This window comes from Kosakonia sp. SMBL-WEM22 (assembly GCF_014490785.1).
Taxonomy (GTDB): Bacteria; Pseudomonadota; Gammaproteobacteria; order Enterobacterales; family Enterobacteriaceae; genus Kosakonia.
In genome coordinates, this window is record NZ_CP051488.1 from 974,878 (window position 1) to 988,773 (window position 13,896).

Genomic DNA, 13,896 nt, shown 5'->3' on the forward strand with positions numbered 1-13,896 from the left:
TGCAACGGAATGCGCAAGCAGTGTAGTGATGGCTGCGGCTTCGGTAAGAAGCCCAGCCTCGCAAAGAGCTGTACCTCCGGGTACAAACGGGATGGTAAGGAGTTAATTGTGAAAAAGTTGTTATTAGCTGCAGGTTTAAGTCTGGCAATGGCTGCGTCAGCTCAGGCCGCTGACAAAATTGCGATTGTTGATATGGGTAACCTGTTACAGCAGGTCGCACAGACTTCCGGCGTTTCTCAGACCATGAAAAACGAATTCGGCGGCCGTGCCAACGAACTGCAGAGCATGGAATCCGACCTGCAAGCAAAAGCACAGCGTTTGCAGCGTGACGGTTCTACCATGAAAGCGAGCGAGCGCAACAAGCTGGAAAAAGATATCGCTTCCGGTCGCCAGGCATTCGCTCAGAAAGCGCAGGCTTTTGAGCAGGATCAGGCTCGCCGTTCTAACGAAGAGCGCGGCAAGCTGGTCACCCGCATTCAGTCCGCAGTGAAGAAAGTTGCTGCCGATCAGGGTGTGGATCTGGTTATCCCTGCCAATGCCGTTATTTACAACAGCAACGATGTGAAAGACATCACCGCTGATGTACTGAAACAGGTTAAATAAGTAATGCCTTCAATTCGACTGGCTGATTTAGCTCAGCAGTTGGATGCAGAGTTACACGGTGATGGCGATATCGTCATCACCGGCGTTGCGTCCATGCAATCTGCCGAAGCAGGTCACATCACTTTCATGGTAAATCCTAAATACCGTGAACACCTGGCCGCATGCCAGGCCTCTGCCGTTGTAATGACGCAGGACGATCTTCCTTTTGCCCACAGCGCCGCACTGGTCGTGAAGAATCCCTATCTGACCTACGCGCGTATGGCACAAATTCTTGATACCACGCCGCAGCCTGCACAGAACATCGCGCCGGGAGCCGTTATCGATCCGACCGCGACGCTGGGCAGCAATGTCTCCATCGGCGCAAACGCGGTGATTGAATCTGGCGTGACCCTCGGCGACAACGTGGTGATCGGCCCCGGCTGCTTCGTGGGGAAAAATACGAAAATTGGCGCAGGATCGCGTCTCTGGGCCAACGTATCTATTTACCATGAGATTGAGATCGGTGAAAACTGCCTGGTTCAATCGGGGACGGTAATAGGTTCTGACGGCTTTGGTTATGCTAACGATCGCGGAAACTGGGTGAAAATCCCACAACTTGGTCGCGTAATTATCGGCAATAACGTCGAGATTGGCGCATGTACCACCATCGACCGCGGCGCGCTTGATGACACCCGTATCGGAAATGGCGTGATTATCGATAACCAGTGTCAGATTGCACATAACGTTGTGATTGGCGACAATACCGCCGTTGCCGGTGGCGTCATCATGGCAGGCAGCCTGAAAATTGGCCGCTACTGCATGATTGGCGGAGCCAGCGTAATCAACGGGCATATGGAAATTTGCGACAAGGTTACGGTAACGGGGATGGGTATGGTGATGCGTCCTATCACTGAGCCAGGCATTTACTCTTCCGGCATTCCGTTACAACCCAATAAAACGTGGCGAAAAACCGCAGCCCTGGTAATGAATATCGACGAGATGAGTAAGCGTTTGAAAGCCGTCGAGCGCAAGTTGACTCAACAAGACGAGTGATTCATTTACCTGACGCTTGTACACGAAAGCGGTTGGGTTAACAGAAAAAGCGACAAAACGCCTCTGCAACTCGACGCATAAAGTGTATATACTCCCCGGCCTGTTGGCATTCTCATGAATGCCGCGGGCCGTGTTATTATTGCTTTTTTGTATATTTAGACAGGAAGAGTATTTTGACTACTGACACTCATACTCTGCACATTGAAGAGATCCTGGAGCTTCTGCCGCACCGCTACCCATTTTTACTGGTAGATCGTGTGCTGGATTTTGAAGAGGGTCGTTTTCTGCGCGCAGTCAAAAATGTTACGGTAAACGAACCGTTTTTCCAGGGCCACTTCCCTGGCAAACCGATTTTCCCGGGCGTGCTGATCCTCGAAGCAATGGCGCAGGCAACCGGTATTCTGGCGTTTAAAAGCGTTGGTAAACTGGAACCGGGTGAGTTGTACTACTTCGCCGGCATCGACGAAGCGCGCTTTAAGCGCCCGGTTGTGCCTGGCGATCAAATGATCATGGAAGTCACTTTCGAGAAAACGCGCCGTGGCGTGACCCGCTTTAAAGGGGTTGCTATGGTTGACGGTAAAGTTGTTTGTGAAGCTACTATGATGTGTGCACGTAGCCGGGAGGCCTGATACGTGATTGATAAAACCGCCTTTATTCATCCTACTGCCATTGTTGAAGAGGGTGCCGTCATTGGCGCCAACGTTCATATTGGCCCGTTTTGTATTGTGGGACCTCACGTCGAAATCGGCGAAGGGACCGTACTGAAATCTCACGTTGTTGTTAACGGCCACACCAAAATTGGTCGTGATAACGAGATTTATCAGTTCGCCTCCATCGGTGAAGTGAACCAGGATCTGAAATATGCTGGTGAGCCGACCCGTGTGGAAATTGGCGATCGCAACCGCATTCGCGAAAGCGTCACCATCCATCGTGGCACAGTACAGGACGCTGGACTGACGAAGGTGGGCAGCGATAACTTACTGATGATCAACTCGCACGTTGCGCATGACTGCATTATCGGTAACCGCTGCATCCTCGCGAATAATGCAACGCTGGGCGGCCACGTCACAATTGGTGATTATGCGATCATCGGTGGTATGACGGCGGTTCACCAGTTCTGCATTATTGGCGAGCACGTGATGGTTGGCGGCTGCTCCGGCGTGGCGCAGGATGTACCGCCTTATGTTATTGCTCAGGGCAACCATGCAACGCCGTATGGCGTGAATATCGAAGGCCTGAAACGCCGTGGCTTTAGCCGCGAAGCGCTTGTGGCTATCCGTAACGCGTACAAATTGCTCTATCGCAGTGGTAAAACGCTCGATGAAGCAAAACCGGAGATCGCTGAGCTTGCCGCGAAGCACCCGGAAGTTGATGCGTTTATGCAGTTCTTTGAGCGCTCGACGCGTGGCCTGATCCGTTAATGGTCGACAAGCGTCCGCTTACGATAGCCCTCGTCGCCGGAGAAACCTCCGGCGATATTCTTGGTGCCGGTCTTATCCGCGCACTGAGAGCACGCGTGCCCAACGCCCGTTTTGTCGGCGTTGCCGGCCCGCGTATGCAGGCTGAAGGGTGTGAAGCCTGGTATGAGATGGAGGAGCTGGCGGTGATGGGCATCGTCGAAGTGCTTGGCCGTCTGCGTCGCCTGCTGTATATCCGCGCTGATTTGACCCGTCGATTCAGCGAGCTGCAACCCGATGTTTTTGTCGGGATTGATGCGCCGGACTTTAACATTACCCTTGAGGGAAATTTAAAAAAACGCGGCATCAAAACGATTCACTACGTCAGCCCGTCAGTCTGGGCGTGGCGTCAAAAGCGCGTTTTCAAAATTGGTAAAGCGACCAATCTGGTACTGGCGTTTCTCCCTTTCGAAAAAGCGTTTTACGACAGGTTTAATGTTCCCTGCCGCTTTATCGGGCACACCATGGCCGATGCCATGCCGCTCGATCCCGATAAAAATGCGGCGCGCGTGCACTTGGGGATTAGCCCGCAGGCGCGCTGCCTGGCGCTGCTGCCCGGCAGCCGCGGTGCAGAAGTCGAGATGCTCAGCGCCGACTTCTTGCGTACCGCGCAGCTGCTGCGTGAGCGCTACCCGGAACTGGAAGTGGTGGTTCCGCTGGTCAATGCGAAACGTCGCGAGCAGTTTGAGCAGATTAAAGCGGAAGCCGCGCCGGATTTGACGGTGCATCTGCTCGATGGCCAGGCGCGGGAAGCGATGATCGCATCCGATGCCGCGCTGCTGGCATCCGGTACCGCGGCGCTGGAGTGCATGCTGGCAAAGTGCCCGATGGTGGTAGGCTACCGTATGAAGCCCTTCACCTTTTGGCTTGCGAAACGGCTAGTAAAAACCCCCTATGTTTCCCTGCCGAATCTGCTTGCCGGGCGCGAAGTGGTTAAAGAGCTGTTGCAGGAGGAGTGCCAGCCGCAGGCGTTGGCCGCCGCACTGGAACCGCTGCTGGCAAATAGTGAAACCCGCCATGAAATGCATGACCTCTTTCGCGAGCTGCATCAGCGCATCCGCTGCAATGCCGATGAACAGGCGGCGAACGCGGTACTGGAGTTAGCAAAATGATTGAGTTTGTTTATCCGCACACGCATCTTGTTGCGGGTGTGGATGAAGTAGGGCGCGGTCCGCTGGTGGGCGCGGTCGTCACGGCGGCGGTGATCCTCGATCCCGCACGGCCGATTATCGGTCTTAACGACTCAAAAAAGCTCTCCGAAAAACGTCGTTTATCGCTCTTTGATGAGATTAAAGAGAAGGCGCTGGCCTGGAGCTTGGGGCGCGCAGAGCCGCACGAGATCGATGAGCTTAATATTCTGCACGCCACGATGCTGGCGATGCAGCGCGCGGTCGCCGGGCTTGCCATCACGCCAGAGTATGTGCTGATTGACGGCAACCGTTGCCCAGCGCTTGCCATGCCCTCCATGGCGGTGGTGAAAGGCGACAGCCGTGTGGCTGAAATCAGCGCGGCGTCAATTATCGCCAAAGTCACGCGCGATGCCGAAATGGCGGCGCTGGATGCGATTTTCCCGCAGTATGGCTTTGCACAACACAAAGGCTATCCCACGGCTTTTCATCTGGAAAAGCTGACGGAGCATGGCGCAACCGAGCATCACCGACGCAGCTTCGCGTCGGTCAGGCGCGCGTTGGGCCTCGTCTCCTGACTCTTAAGAACGTGAAACTACAGGCTGGAATTGAATAATGGCTGAACCACGTTTCGTACACCTGCGGGTGCATAGCGACTACTCCATGATTGACGGGCTGGCGAAAACCGGGCCGCTGGTGAAAAAGGCGGCCGCTCTCGGCTCGCCCGCGCTGGCGATCACCGATTTTACCAACCTCTGCGGTCTGGTGAAGTTCTACGGAACGGCGCACGGCGCCGGGATCAAGCCCATCGTCGGCGCTGACTTCCACGTGCAGTGCGATCTGATTGGTGACGAGCTGACGCAGCTTACCGTCCTTGCCGCCAACAATACCGGCTATCAGAACCTGACGCTGCTGATTTCGCGCGCCTATCAGCGCGGCTATGGCGCGGCGGGTCCCTATATTGATCGCGACTGGCTAATCGAGCTTAACGAAGGGCTGATCCTGCTCTCCGGCGCGCGTATGGGCGACGTCGGGAAAAGCCTGCTGCGCGGTAATAGCGCGCTGGTGGAGCAGTGCCTCGATTTTTATAAAACCCATTTTCCGGATCGCTACTATCTGGAGCTGATCCGCACCGGTCGCCAGGACGAAGAGAACTACCTGCACGCGGCGGTCGCGCTGGCGGAAGCGCAGGGTTTGCCGGTTGTCGCCACCAACGATGTCCGCTTCCTCGAAGAGGGCGACTTTGACGCCCATGAGATTCGCGTTGCGATCCACGATGGCTTTACCCTCGACGATCCCAAGCGCCCGCGTCACTACTCGGCGCAGCAATACATGCGCAACGAAGAGGAGATGTGCGAACTCTTCTCCGATATTCCGGAAGCGCTGGAAAACAGCGTCGAAATTGCTAAACGCTGTAACGTCACCGTGCGCCTCGGCGAGTACTTTCTGCCACAGTTCCCGACCGGGGATATGACCACTGAAGATTTCCTGGTTGTGAAATCGAAAGAGGGGCTGGAAGAGCGACTCGAATTTCTCTTCCCCGATCCGGCAGTGCGCGCCGAGAAACGCCCGCCTTACGACGAGCGCCTCGATGTTGAGCTTCAGGTTATCAACCAGATGGGCTTTCCGGGCTACTTCCTGATCGTTATGGAGTTTATCCAGTGGTCGAAAGATAACGGCGTACCGGTGGGGCCAGGACGTGGTTCCGGTGCCGGATCGCTGGTGGCCTATGCCCTGAAGATCACCGATCTCGATCCGCTGGAGTTTGACCTGCTGTTCGAACGTTTCCTCAACCCGGAACGTGTCTCGATGCCCGACTTCGACGTCGACTTCTGCATGGAGAAACGCGATCAGGTGATCGAACACGTGGCGGATATGTATGGCCGCGACGCGGTATCGCAGATCATCACCTTCGGTACTATGGCGGCGAAAGCGGTTATCCGCGACGTTGGCCGCGTGCTGGGCCACCCCTACGGCTTTGTTGACCGTATCTCCAAGCTGGTGCCGCCCGATCCGGGCATGACGCTGGCAAAAGCGTTTGAAGCGGAGCCGCAGCTGCCGGAGATCTACGAAGCCGACGAAGAGGTGCGGGCGCTGATTGATATGGCGCGCAAGCTGGAAGGGGTAACGCGTAACGCCGGTAAACATGCCGGTGGCGTGGTGATTGCACCCACCAAAATTACTGATTTTGCCCCGCTTTACTGCGATGAAGCCGGGCAGCATCCGGTTACTCAGTTTGATAAGAACGATGTGGAGTACGCAGGCCTGGTGAAGTTTGACTTCCTTGGGCTGCGTACGCTGACCATCATCAACTGGGCGCTGGAGATGATCAACGCCCGGCGCGAGAAGCAGGGCGAGCCGCCGCTGGATATCGCCGCCATTCCCCTGGAAGACAAGAAGAGCTTCGACATGCTGCAACGCTCGGAGACCACGGCGGTCTTCCAGCTTGAATCCCGCGGCATGAAGGATCTGATTAAGCGTCTGCAGCCGGACTGCTTCGAAGATATGATCGCTCTGGTGGCGCTGTTCCGCCCGGGGCCGCTGCAGTCGGGCATGGTAGATAACTTTATCGACCGTAAGCACGGGCGCGAAGAGATCTCCTACCCGGACGTGCAGTGGCAGCACGAGAGCCTGAAGCCAGTGCTGGAGCCGACCTACGGCATTATCCTGTATCAGGAACAGGTCATGCAGATTGCCCAGGTGCTCTCCGGTTATACCCTTGGCGGCGCGGATATGCTGCGTCGTGCGATGGGTAAGAAGAAGCCGGAAGAGATGGCCAAGCAGCGCTCTATCTTTGAAGATGGCGCGAAGAAAAATGGTATCGACGGCGAGCTGGCGATGAAAATCTTCGACCTGGTGGAGAAATTCGCCGGGTATGGATTTAACAAATCGCACTCCGCCGCCTATGCTTTGGTTTCCTACCAGACCCTATGGCTGAAAGCGCACTATCCGGCCGAGTTTATGGCGGCGGTAATGACCGCTGATATGGACAACACCGAGAAAGTGGTCGGGCTGGTGGATGAGTGCTGGCGCATGGGGCTGAAGATCCTGCCGCCGGACATTAACTCCGGGCTCTACCACTTCCACGTCAATGATGATGGCGAGATCGTCTACGGCATTGGCGCGATCAAAGGCGTGGGCGAAGGGCCGATCGAGGCGATCATCGAAGCGCGTAATAACGGCGGCTATTTCCGCGAGCTGTTCGATCTCTGTGCGCGTACCGATATCAAAAAGCTCAATCGCCGGGTGCTGGAAAAGCTGATTATGTCCGGGGCGTTCGACCGCCTTGGCCCGCACCGCGCCGCGCTGATGAACTCGCTGGGCGATGCGCTGAAAGCGGCCGATCAGCACGCGAAAGCGGAAGCGATCGGCCAGGCGGATATGTTCGGCGTGCTGGCGGAAGAGCCGGAGCAGATTGAGCAATCCTACGCCAGCTGCCAGCCGTGGCCGGAGCAGGTCCAGCTTGAGGGCGAGCGGGAGACGTTGGGGCTCTACCTGACGGGTCACCCGATTAACCAGTATTTAAAAGAGATAGAGCGCTATGTCGGAGGCTACAGGCTGAAAGACATGCATCCGACCGAACGTGGGAAGGTCACCACGGCGGCCGGGCTCGTCATTGCTGCGCGGGTTATGGTCACCAAGCGCGGCAATCGTATCGGCATCTGTACGTTGGATGACCGTTCCGGGCGTCTGGAAGTGATGTTGTTCACTGACGCGCTGGATAAATACCAGCAGCTGCTGGAAAAAGACCGCATACTTATCGTCAGCGGACAGGTCAGCTTTGATGACTTCAGCGGTGGGCTTAAAATGACCGCCCGTGAAGTCATGGACATTGACGAGGCCCGTGAAAAATATGCCCGCGGGCTTGCTATATCGCTGACGGACAGGCAAATTGATGACCAGCTTTTAAACCGACTCCGTCAGTCTCTGGAACCCCACCGTTCGGGAACCATTCCAGTACATCTCTATTACCAGAGGACGGATGCGCGCGCGCGGTTACGCTTCGGCGCAACCTGGCGTGTCTCTCCGAGCGATCGTTTACTTAACGATCTGCGTGGACTCATTGGTTCGGAGCAGGTGGAACTGGAGTTTGACTAATACAGGAATACTATGAGTCTGAATTTCCTTGATTTCGAACAGCCGATTGCTGAGCTGGAAGCGAAAATCGATTCTCTGACCGCCGTTGGCCGTCAGGATGAAAAACTGGATATTAACATCGACGAAGAGGTGCATCGTCTACGTGAAAAGAGCGTAGAGCTGACACGTAAAATCTTTGCCGATCTCGGTGCCTGGCAGGTTGCGCAGTTAGCCCGCCATCCGCTGCGTCCATACACCCTGGATTATGTCCGCCTGGCGTTCGACGAATTTGACGAGCTGGCCGGCGACCGCGCCTATGCTGACGATAAAGCTATCGTTGGCGGCATCGCGCGTCTGGATGGTCGCCCGGTGATGATCATTGGTCATCAGAAAGGCCGTGAAACGAAAGAGAAGATTCGCCGCAACTTCGGTATGCCAGCGCCGGAAGGGTATCGTAAAGCGCTGCGTCTGATGGAGATGGCGGAACGCTTTAACATGCCGATCATCACCTTCATCGACACGCCGGGTGCTTATCCGGGCGTCGGCGCGGAAGAGCGCGGTCAGTCTGAAGCGATTGCCCGCAACCTGCGTGAAATGTCTCGCCTGAATGTGCCGGTTATCTGCACCGTGATTGGCGAAGGCGGCTCCGGCGGCGCGCTGGCGATTGGCGTTGGCGACAAGGTCAATATGCTGCAGTACAGCACCTACTCCGTGATCTCTCCGGAAGGCTGCGCCTCGATTCTGTGGAAAAGCGCTGACAAAGCACCGCTGGCGGCCGATGCGATGGGCATCATTGCACCGCGTCTGAAAGAGCTGAAACTAATTGACTCTATCATTCCGGAACCGCTGGGCGGCGCGCACCGCAACCCAGAAGCGATTGCCGCTTCACTGAAAGCGCAGCTGCTGGCCGATCTCGCCGATCTGGAAGGGCTGAGCAAAGAAGATCTGCGCAACCGCCGCTACCAGCGTCTGATGAGCTACGGCTACGCCTGATAGCGAAACGCTGTGTAAAACGCGATAATGAGCCGCACCCCGGGTGCGGCTTTTTTTATACCTGCTGTTTACCTCAACTATGCTTAGCTAAGGTTTTTAACGGAGGTAGTTGTGAATATTATTGCCATCATGGGACCCCATGGCGTTTTCTACAAAGATGAGCCGATTAAGGAGCTGGAACAGGCCTTACAGGCGCAGGGTTTTCAGATCATCTGGCCAAGAAACAGCACCGACTTACTGAAATTTATCGAACATAATCCCCGCATCTGTGGCGTGATCTTTGACTGGGACGAGTACAACCTCGACCTGTGCTGCGAGATCAACCAGCTTAACGAATACCTCCCGCTCTACGGTTTTATTAACACCCACTCGACGATGGATGTCAGCGCCCAGGATATGCGCATGGCGCTATGGTTCTTCGAATATGCACTGAGCGTAGCGGATGATATTGCGACGCGTATCGCGCAATACACCAAAGAGTACCTGGAGAACATTACGCCGCCCTTTACCCGGGCGCTGTTTACCTACGTCAAAGAGGGGAAGTACACCTTCTGTACGCCAGGGCATATGGCGGGCACCGCCTACCAAAAAAGCCCGGTCGGCTGCCTCTTCTATGACTTCTTTGGCGGCAACACGCTGAAAGCAGATGTCTCGATCTCGGTGACGGAGCTCGGATCGCTGCTCGATCACACCGGCCCGCACCTCGAGGCGGAGGAGTATATTGCCCGCACCTTCGGCGCAGAGCAGAGCTATATGGTGACGAATGGCACCTCCACGTCGAATAAGATCGTCGGTATGTACGCCGCACCAACCGGCAGCACGCTGCTTATTGACCGTAACTGCCATAAATCACTGGCTCACCTGCTGATGATGAGTGATGTTACGCCGCTGTGGCTGAAACCGGGGCGTAACGCGCTGGGCATTCTTGGCGGCATTCCGCGCCGCGAGTTTAGCTCAGTCAGCATTGAGCAGAAGATCGTTGCTACGCCAGGCGCAAGCTGGCCGGTGCACGCGGTGATCACCAACTCGACCTATGACGGCCTGCTCTACAACACCGACTGGATCAAGAAGACGCTGGATGTACCGTCGATTCACTTCGACTCCGCCTGGGTTCCCTACACCAATTTCCACCCGATTTACGCTGGCAAGAGCGGCATGAGCGGCGATCGCGTGCCGGGGAAAGTCTTCTATGAAACGCAGTCGACGCACAAAATGTTGGCTGCCTTCTCGCAGGCGTCGCTGATTCATATCAAAGGTGAATATGACGAAGATGCTTTTAACGAAGCCTTTATGATGCATACCACGACGTCACCGAGTTATCCGCTGGTCGCCTCCATCGAAACGGCGGCGGCGATGCTGCGCGGCAATCCTGGCAAGCGGCTCATTAACCGCTCGGTAGAGCGCGCGCTCCACTTCCGTAAAGAGGTTCAGCGGCTGAAAGAGGAGGCCGATGGCTGGTTCTTTGATATCTGGCAGCCGGAAGAGATTGATGAAGCGGAGTGCTGGCCGGTAGCTCCAGGTGCAGAGTGGCACGGTTTTCGCGAGGCCGATGAGGATCATATGTTCCTCGATCCGGTGAAGGTGACGATCCTGACGCCGGGCATGGATGAGGTCGGCAATATGGGCGAAGAGGGGATCCCGGCGGCGCTGGTGGCGAAGTTCCTTGATGAGCGCGGCGTCGTGGTAGAGAAAACCGGGCCTTATAATCTGCTGTTTCTCTTCAGTATCGGCATTGATAAAACGCGGGCAATGGGTCTGCTGCGCGGCTTGATGGAGTTTAAGCGTGCCTACGATCTCAACCTGCGGGTGCGCAATATGCTGCCGGATCTCTACGCGGAAGATCCCGATTTCTACCGCAATATGCGTATTCAGGATCTGGCGCAGGGGATCCACAAGCTGATCCGCCAGCACGATCTGCCGCGCCTGATGTTGCAGGCCTTCGACGTGTTGCCGGAGATGAAGCTGACGCCGCATCAGGCATGGCAGCGACAGGTGCGCGGCGATGTCGAAACGGTAGCGCTGGAGGCGCTTATCGGGCGCGTCTCCGCCAATATGATCCTGCCCTATCCGCCGGGCGTGCCGCTGGTGATGCCGGGTGAGATGATCACCGAGCAGAGCCGGGCGGTGCTCGACTTCCTGCTGATGCTCTGCGCCATTGGCCGCCACTATCCCGGTTTCGAAACGGATATTCACGGCGCAAAACGAGACGAAGAGGGGTGTTATTACGTCAGAGTCCTAAAAACGAGCTGAATGGTTGCGGGCGTTTCCCGGCGGGCGTAACGTTCTGGCATCAAAAAAAGGAGAGATTATGCTGGGTTTAAAACAGGTTCACCATATCGCCATCATCGCGACGGATTATGCGAAGAGCAAAGCCTTCTACTGCGACATTCTCGGTTTTACGCTGCTCAGTGAGGTCTATCGCGAAGCGCGCGACTCATGGAAAGGCGATCTGGCGCTTAACGGGCAGTACGTTATCGAACTGTTCTCGTTTCCGTTCCCGCCCGCACGCCCCAGCCGGCCGGAAGCCTGTGGGCTGCGCCACCTGGCGTTCAGCGTGGAAGATATTGACCAGGCGGTAGCGCACCTCACCGCGCAGGGCGTGGCGTGTGAAGAGATCCGCATCGACCCCTGCACCGATAAACGCTTCACCTTTTTTAACGATCCCGATGGCCTGCCGCTGGAGCTTTACCAGCAGTAAGGCTTGCCACTTCTGCGAATGCCCGGTAACGTGCCGGGCATTGTTCCCGTATCAACACTCACTATGACCACGCCACTGCTTCTCTCGTTGCCGACCGAATCACGCCAGTTTCTGGTGGCGTTCAGCGGTGGGCTCGACTCCACTGTTTTGCTGCATCAGCTGCGGCTCTGGCGTGAAGATCACCCCGACGTGCAGCTGCGCGCCATTCATGTGCATCACGGCTTAAGCCCGCATGCCGATCGCTGGGTTGCACACTGCGAATCACTATGTGAAAGCTGGCAGATCCCGCTATTAACTGCTCGCGTCACGCTGGTGGACGACGGGAAGGGAATAGAGGCGCAGGCGCGTACCGCGCGCTACCAGGCTTTTCGTGATGCGCTGTTAGCGGGTGAAGTGCTGGTCACCGCTCAGCATCTCGACGATCAGTGCGAGACAGTGCTGCTGGCGCTTAAACGCGGCAGCGGGCCGGCCGGGCTGGCTGCGATGCCGCAGAGTTTGCCGTTTGCCGATACGCAGCTGATCCGCCCGTTGCTCAACCAGAGCCGGGCGGCACTGGAGCAGTGGGCGCGCGATCATCACCTCGGCTGGATCGAGGATGAGAGCAACACCGACACGCGCTTCGACCGCAATTTCCTGCGTCAGGATATCCTTCCCCTGTTAAACGCCCGCTGGCCGCATTTTGCCGATGCGGCGGCGCGCAGTGCCGCGCTGTGCGGTGACCAGGAGCAGTTGTTGGATGAGCTGCTGGCAGAGTCATTATCAACCATGACCAGCGCAGAGGGGGCGTTGACGATTGCGCCTCTCACCGCGTACAGCGAGGCCCGACGGCGGGCGCTTTTGCGCCGCTGGCTGGCGCAGCGCGGGGCGGCAATGCCTTCGCGGGCGATGCTCGATCGCATGTGGCAGGAGGTGGCGCTCGCCCGGGAAGATGCGGTGCCGTGCTTGCGCATTGGCGATGATGAGGTGCGGCGTTATCAGGGGGAGCTGTGGTGGGTGAAGCGCACCGCGCATCCGCGTGATGTCGAGCTTAGCTGGCCTGCGCCTTACGCCACGCTCACTCTGCCGCAGGGATTAGGCTCTCTGTCGTTGATGTCCGGCGGGGAGTTACGTGCGCCCGCTATCGGTGAAGCGGTCTCCGTGCGCTTTCAGGCACCCGGCCTGATCCATATCGTCGGCCGTCACGGCGGGCGGAAGCTGAAAAAACTGTGGCAGGAGCTGGGCGTTCCCCCGTGGCAGCGCGATGCCACGCCGCTGCTCTTTTATGGCGATACGCTGATTGCGGCGGCCGATCGGTTTGTAACGCAGGAAGGGGTAAAAGAGGCGGGGCAAATGGGTGTGCGTCTGGTGTGGCAAAGATAGCGGGCAGCGACGCTGCCCGCACGGTTCAGGACTCGCTCACCACTACGGTGCCGATTTCGGGATGGCTGAAGCTGGCGATTCTGTCCAGACGCAGTTCACGGGTCTCCCCGGCGGCGTCAATCACCAGATACTCAACGTTTTTACGTAACAGCAGATCGTTCGCTTTGGCGCTGAGGACCTCGCCATCTTTCATTTCCAGCTTCAATAAAAGATGATGCTGGCAGGCGAGTTCAAGATTGTCATAATCATCACAATTGATGGGTTGATAGGCATCATTTATTGACATAATCGCTCACCAGTAAGTTCGCGGCAGCATAAGCTGCCTTATCCCTGACCGACTCTGAAAGGGTGTCATCCGACGCCATTTCATTCAAGACCTTCAATACGCACCCCAGCGCGTCCGGGATATACCCCACATCTCCGCTGGCGATTTCCGCATAACGTTTGCGCACTAGCTCACAATAATTATCCACATCACCTCCTGCCAGTCTCCCGGCTTTACTGTGAGATAACACTAAGCCTACGAAGTTAACTTCTGTTTAGCAAGGTG

At 56.6% G+C, this 13,896-nt stretch carries 13 protein-coding genes; 11 read left to right on the plus strand and 2 right to left on the minus strand.

Going from position 1 to position 13,896, the window contains the following annotated elements; genetic code table 11:
* Positions 1-108 precede the first annotated feature (108 nt).
* The 11 genes from skp (at position 109) to tilS (ending at position 13,346) form a co-directional block, all read left to right on the plus strand.
* On the plus strand, positions 109-603 hold the full coding sequence (gene skp / locus HF650_RS04615) for a molecular chaperone Skp (RefSeq protein WP_187801373.1): 495 nt from the start codon (positions 109-111) through the stop codon (positions 601-603).
* Positions 604-606: 3 nt separating this feature from the next.
* Complete coding sequence (gene lpxD, locus HF650_RS04620; RefSeq protein WP_187801374.1) at positions 607-1,635, plus strand: UDP-3-O-(3-hydroxymyristoyl)glucosamine N-acyltransferase; 1,029 nt, start codon at positions 607-609, stop codon at positions 1,633-1,635.
* Positions 1,636-1,808: 173 nt separating this feature from the next.
* Positions 1,809-2,264, plus strand: a complete 456-nt coding sequence (fabZ, locus tag HF650_RS04625) for a 3-hydroxyacyl-ACP dehydratase FabZ (RefSeq protein ID WP_023480493.1) — start codon at positions 1,809-1,811, stop codon at positions 2,262-2,264.
* A gap of 3 nt (positions 2,265-2,267) precedes the next feature.
* Entirely contained in the window at positions 2,268-3,056 is a 789-nt protein-coding gene (gene lpxA / locus HF650_RS04630) for an acyl-ACP--UDP-N-acetylglucosamine O-acyltransferase (RefSeq protein WP_023480511.1), read from the plus strand.
* Positions 3,056-4,204, plus strand: coding sequence for a lipid-A-disaccharide synthase (gene lpxB, locus HF650_RS04635; protein WP_187801375.1), 1,149 nt, complete (start codon positions 3,056-3,058; stop codon positions 4,202-4,204). The genes lpxA and lpxB overlap by 1 nt, the downstream gene beginning before the upstream one ends.
* Entirely contained in the window at positions 4,201-4,797 is a 597-nt protein-coding gene (gene rnhB, locus HF650_RS04640) for a ribonuclease HII (protein ID WP_187801376.1), read from the plus strand. The genes lpxB and rnhB overlap by 4 nt, the downstream gene beginning before the upstream one ends.
* Before the next feature lie 37 nt (positions 4,798-4,834).
* Positions 4,835-8,317 carry a DNA polymerase III subunit alpha gene (gene dnaE / locus HF650_RS04645; RefSeq protein ID WP_187801377.1) on the plus strand — a complete coding sequence of 1,161 codons (3,483 nt, stop codon included), beginning with the start codon at positions 4,835-4,837 and terminating at the stop codon, positions 8,315-8,317.
* A 12-nt stretch (positions 8,318-8,329) separates the two neighbouring features.
* Positions 8,330-9,289 carry an acetyl-CoA carboxylase carboxyl transferase subunit alpha gene (gene accA / locus HF650_RS04650; protein WP_187801378.1) on the plus strand — a complete coding sequence of 320 codons (960 nt, stop codon included), beginning with the start codon at positions 8,330-8,332 and terminating at the stop codon, positions 9,287-9,289.
* A 111-nt stretch (positions 9,290-9,400) separates the two neighbouring features.
* Complete coding sequence (locus HF650_RS04655; RefSeq protein WP_187801379.1) at positions 9,401-11,539, plus strand: lysine decarboxylase LdcC; 2,139 nt, start codon at positions 9,401-9,403, stop codon at positions 11,537-11,539.
* Positions 11,540-11,597: 58 nt separating this feature from the next.
* A complete protein-coding gene (locus HF650_RS04660; protein ID WP_187801380.1) occupies positions 11,598-11,987 on the plus strand; it encodes a VOC family protein in 390 nt (129 codons plus the stop codon).
* Between the two features lie 63 nt (positions 11,988-12,050).
* Entirely contained in the window at positions 12,051-13,346 is a 1,296-nt protein-coding gene (gene tilS, locus HF650_RS04665; protein WP_187802608.1) for a tRNA lysidine(34) synthetase TilS, read from the plus strand.
* 25 nt (positions 13,347-13,371) lie between these two features.
* On the opposite strand, the gene rof is transcribed toward tilS, so the two are convergent.
* Together rof and HF650_RS04675 are read right to left on the minus strand one after the other, a co-directional pair.
* Positions 13,372-13,632 carry a Rho-binding antiterminator gene (rof, locus tag HF650_RS04670; RefSeq protein ID WP_023480196.1) on the minus strand — a complete coding sequence of 87 codons (261 nt, stop codon included), beginning with the start codon at positions 13,630-13,632 and terminating at the stop codon, positions 13,372-13,374.
* A complete protein-coding gene (locus HF650_RS04675) occupies positions 13,619-13,819 on the minus strand; it encodes a YaeP family protein (RefSeq protein ID WP_023480353.1) in 201 nt (66 codons plus the stop codon). Before HF650_RS04675 ends, rof begins: the two co-directional genes overlap by 14 nt.
* Positions 13,820-13,896 lie beyond the last annotated feature (77 nt).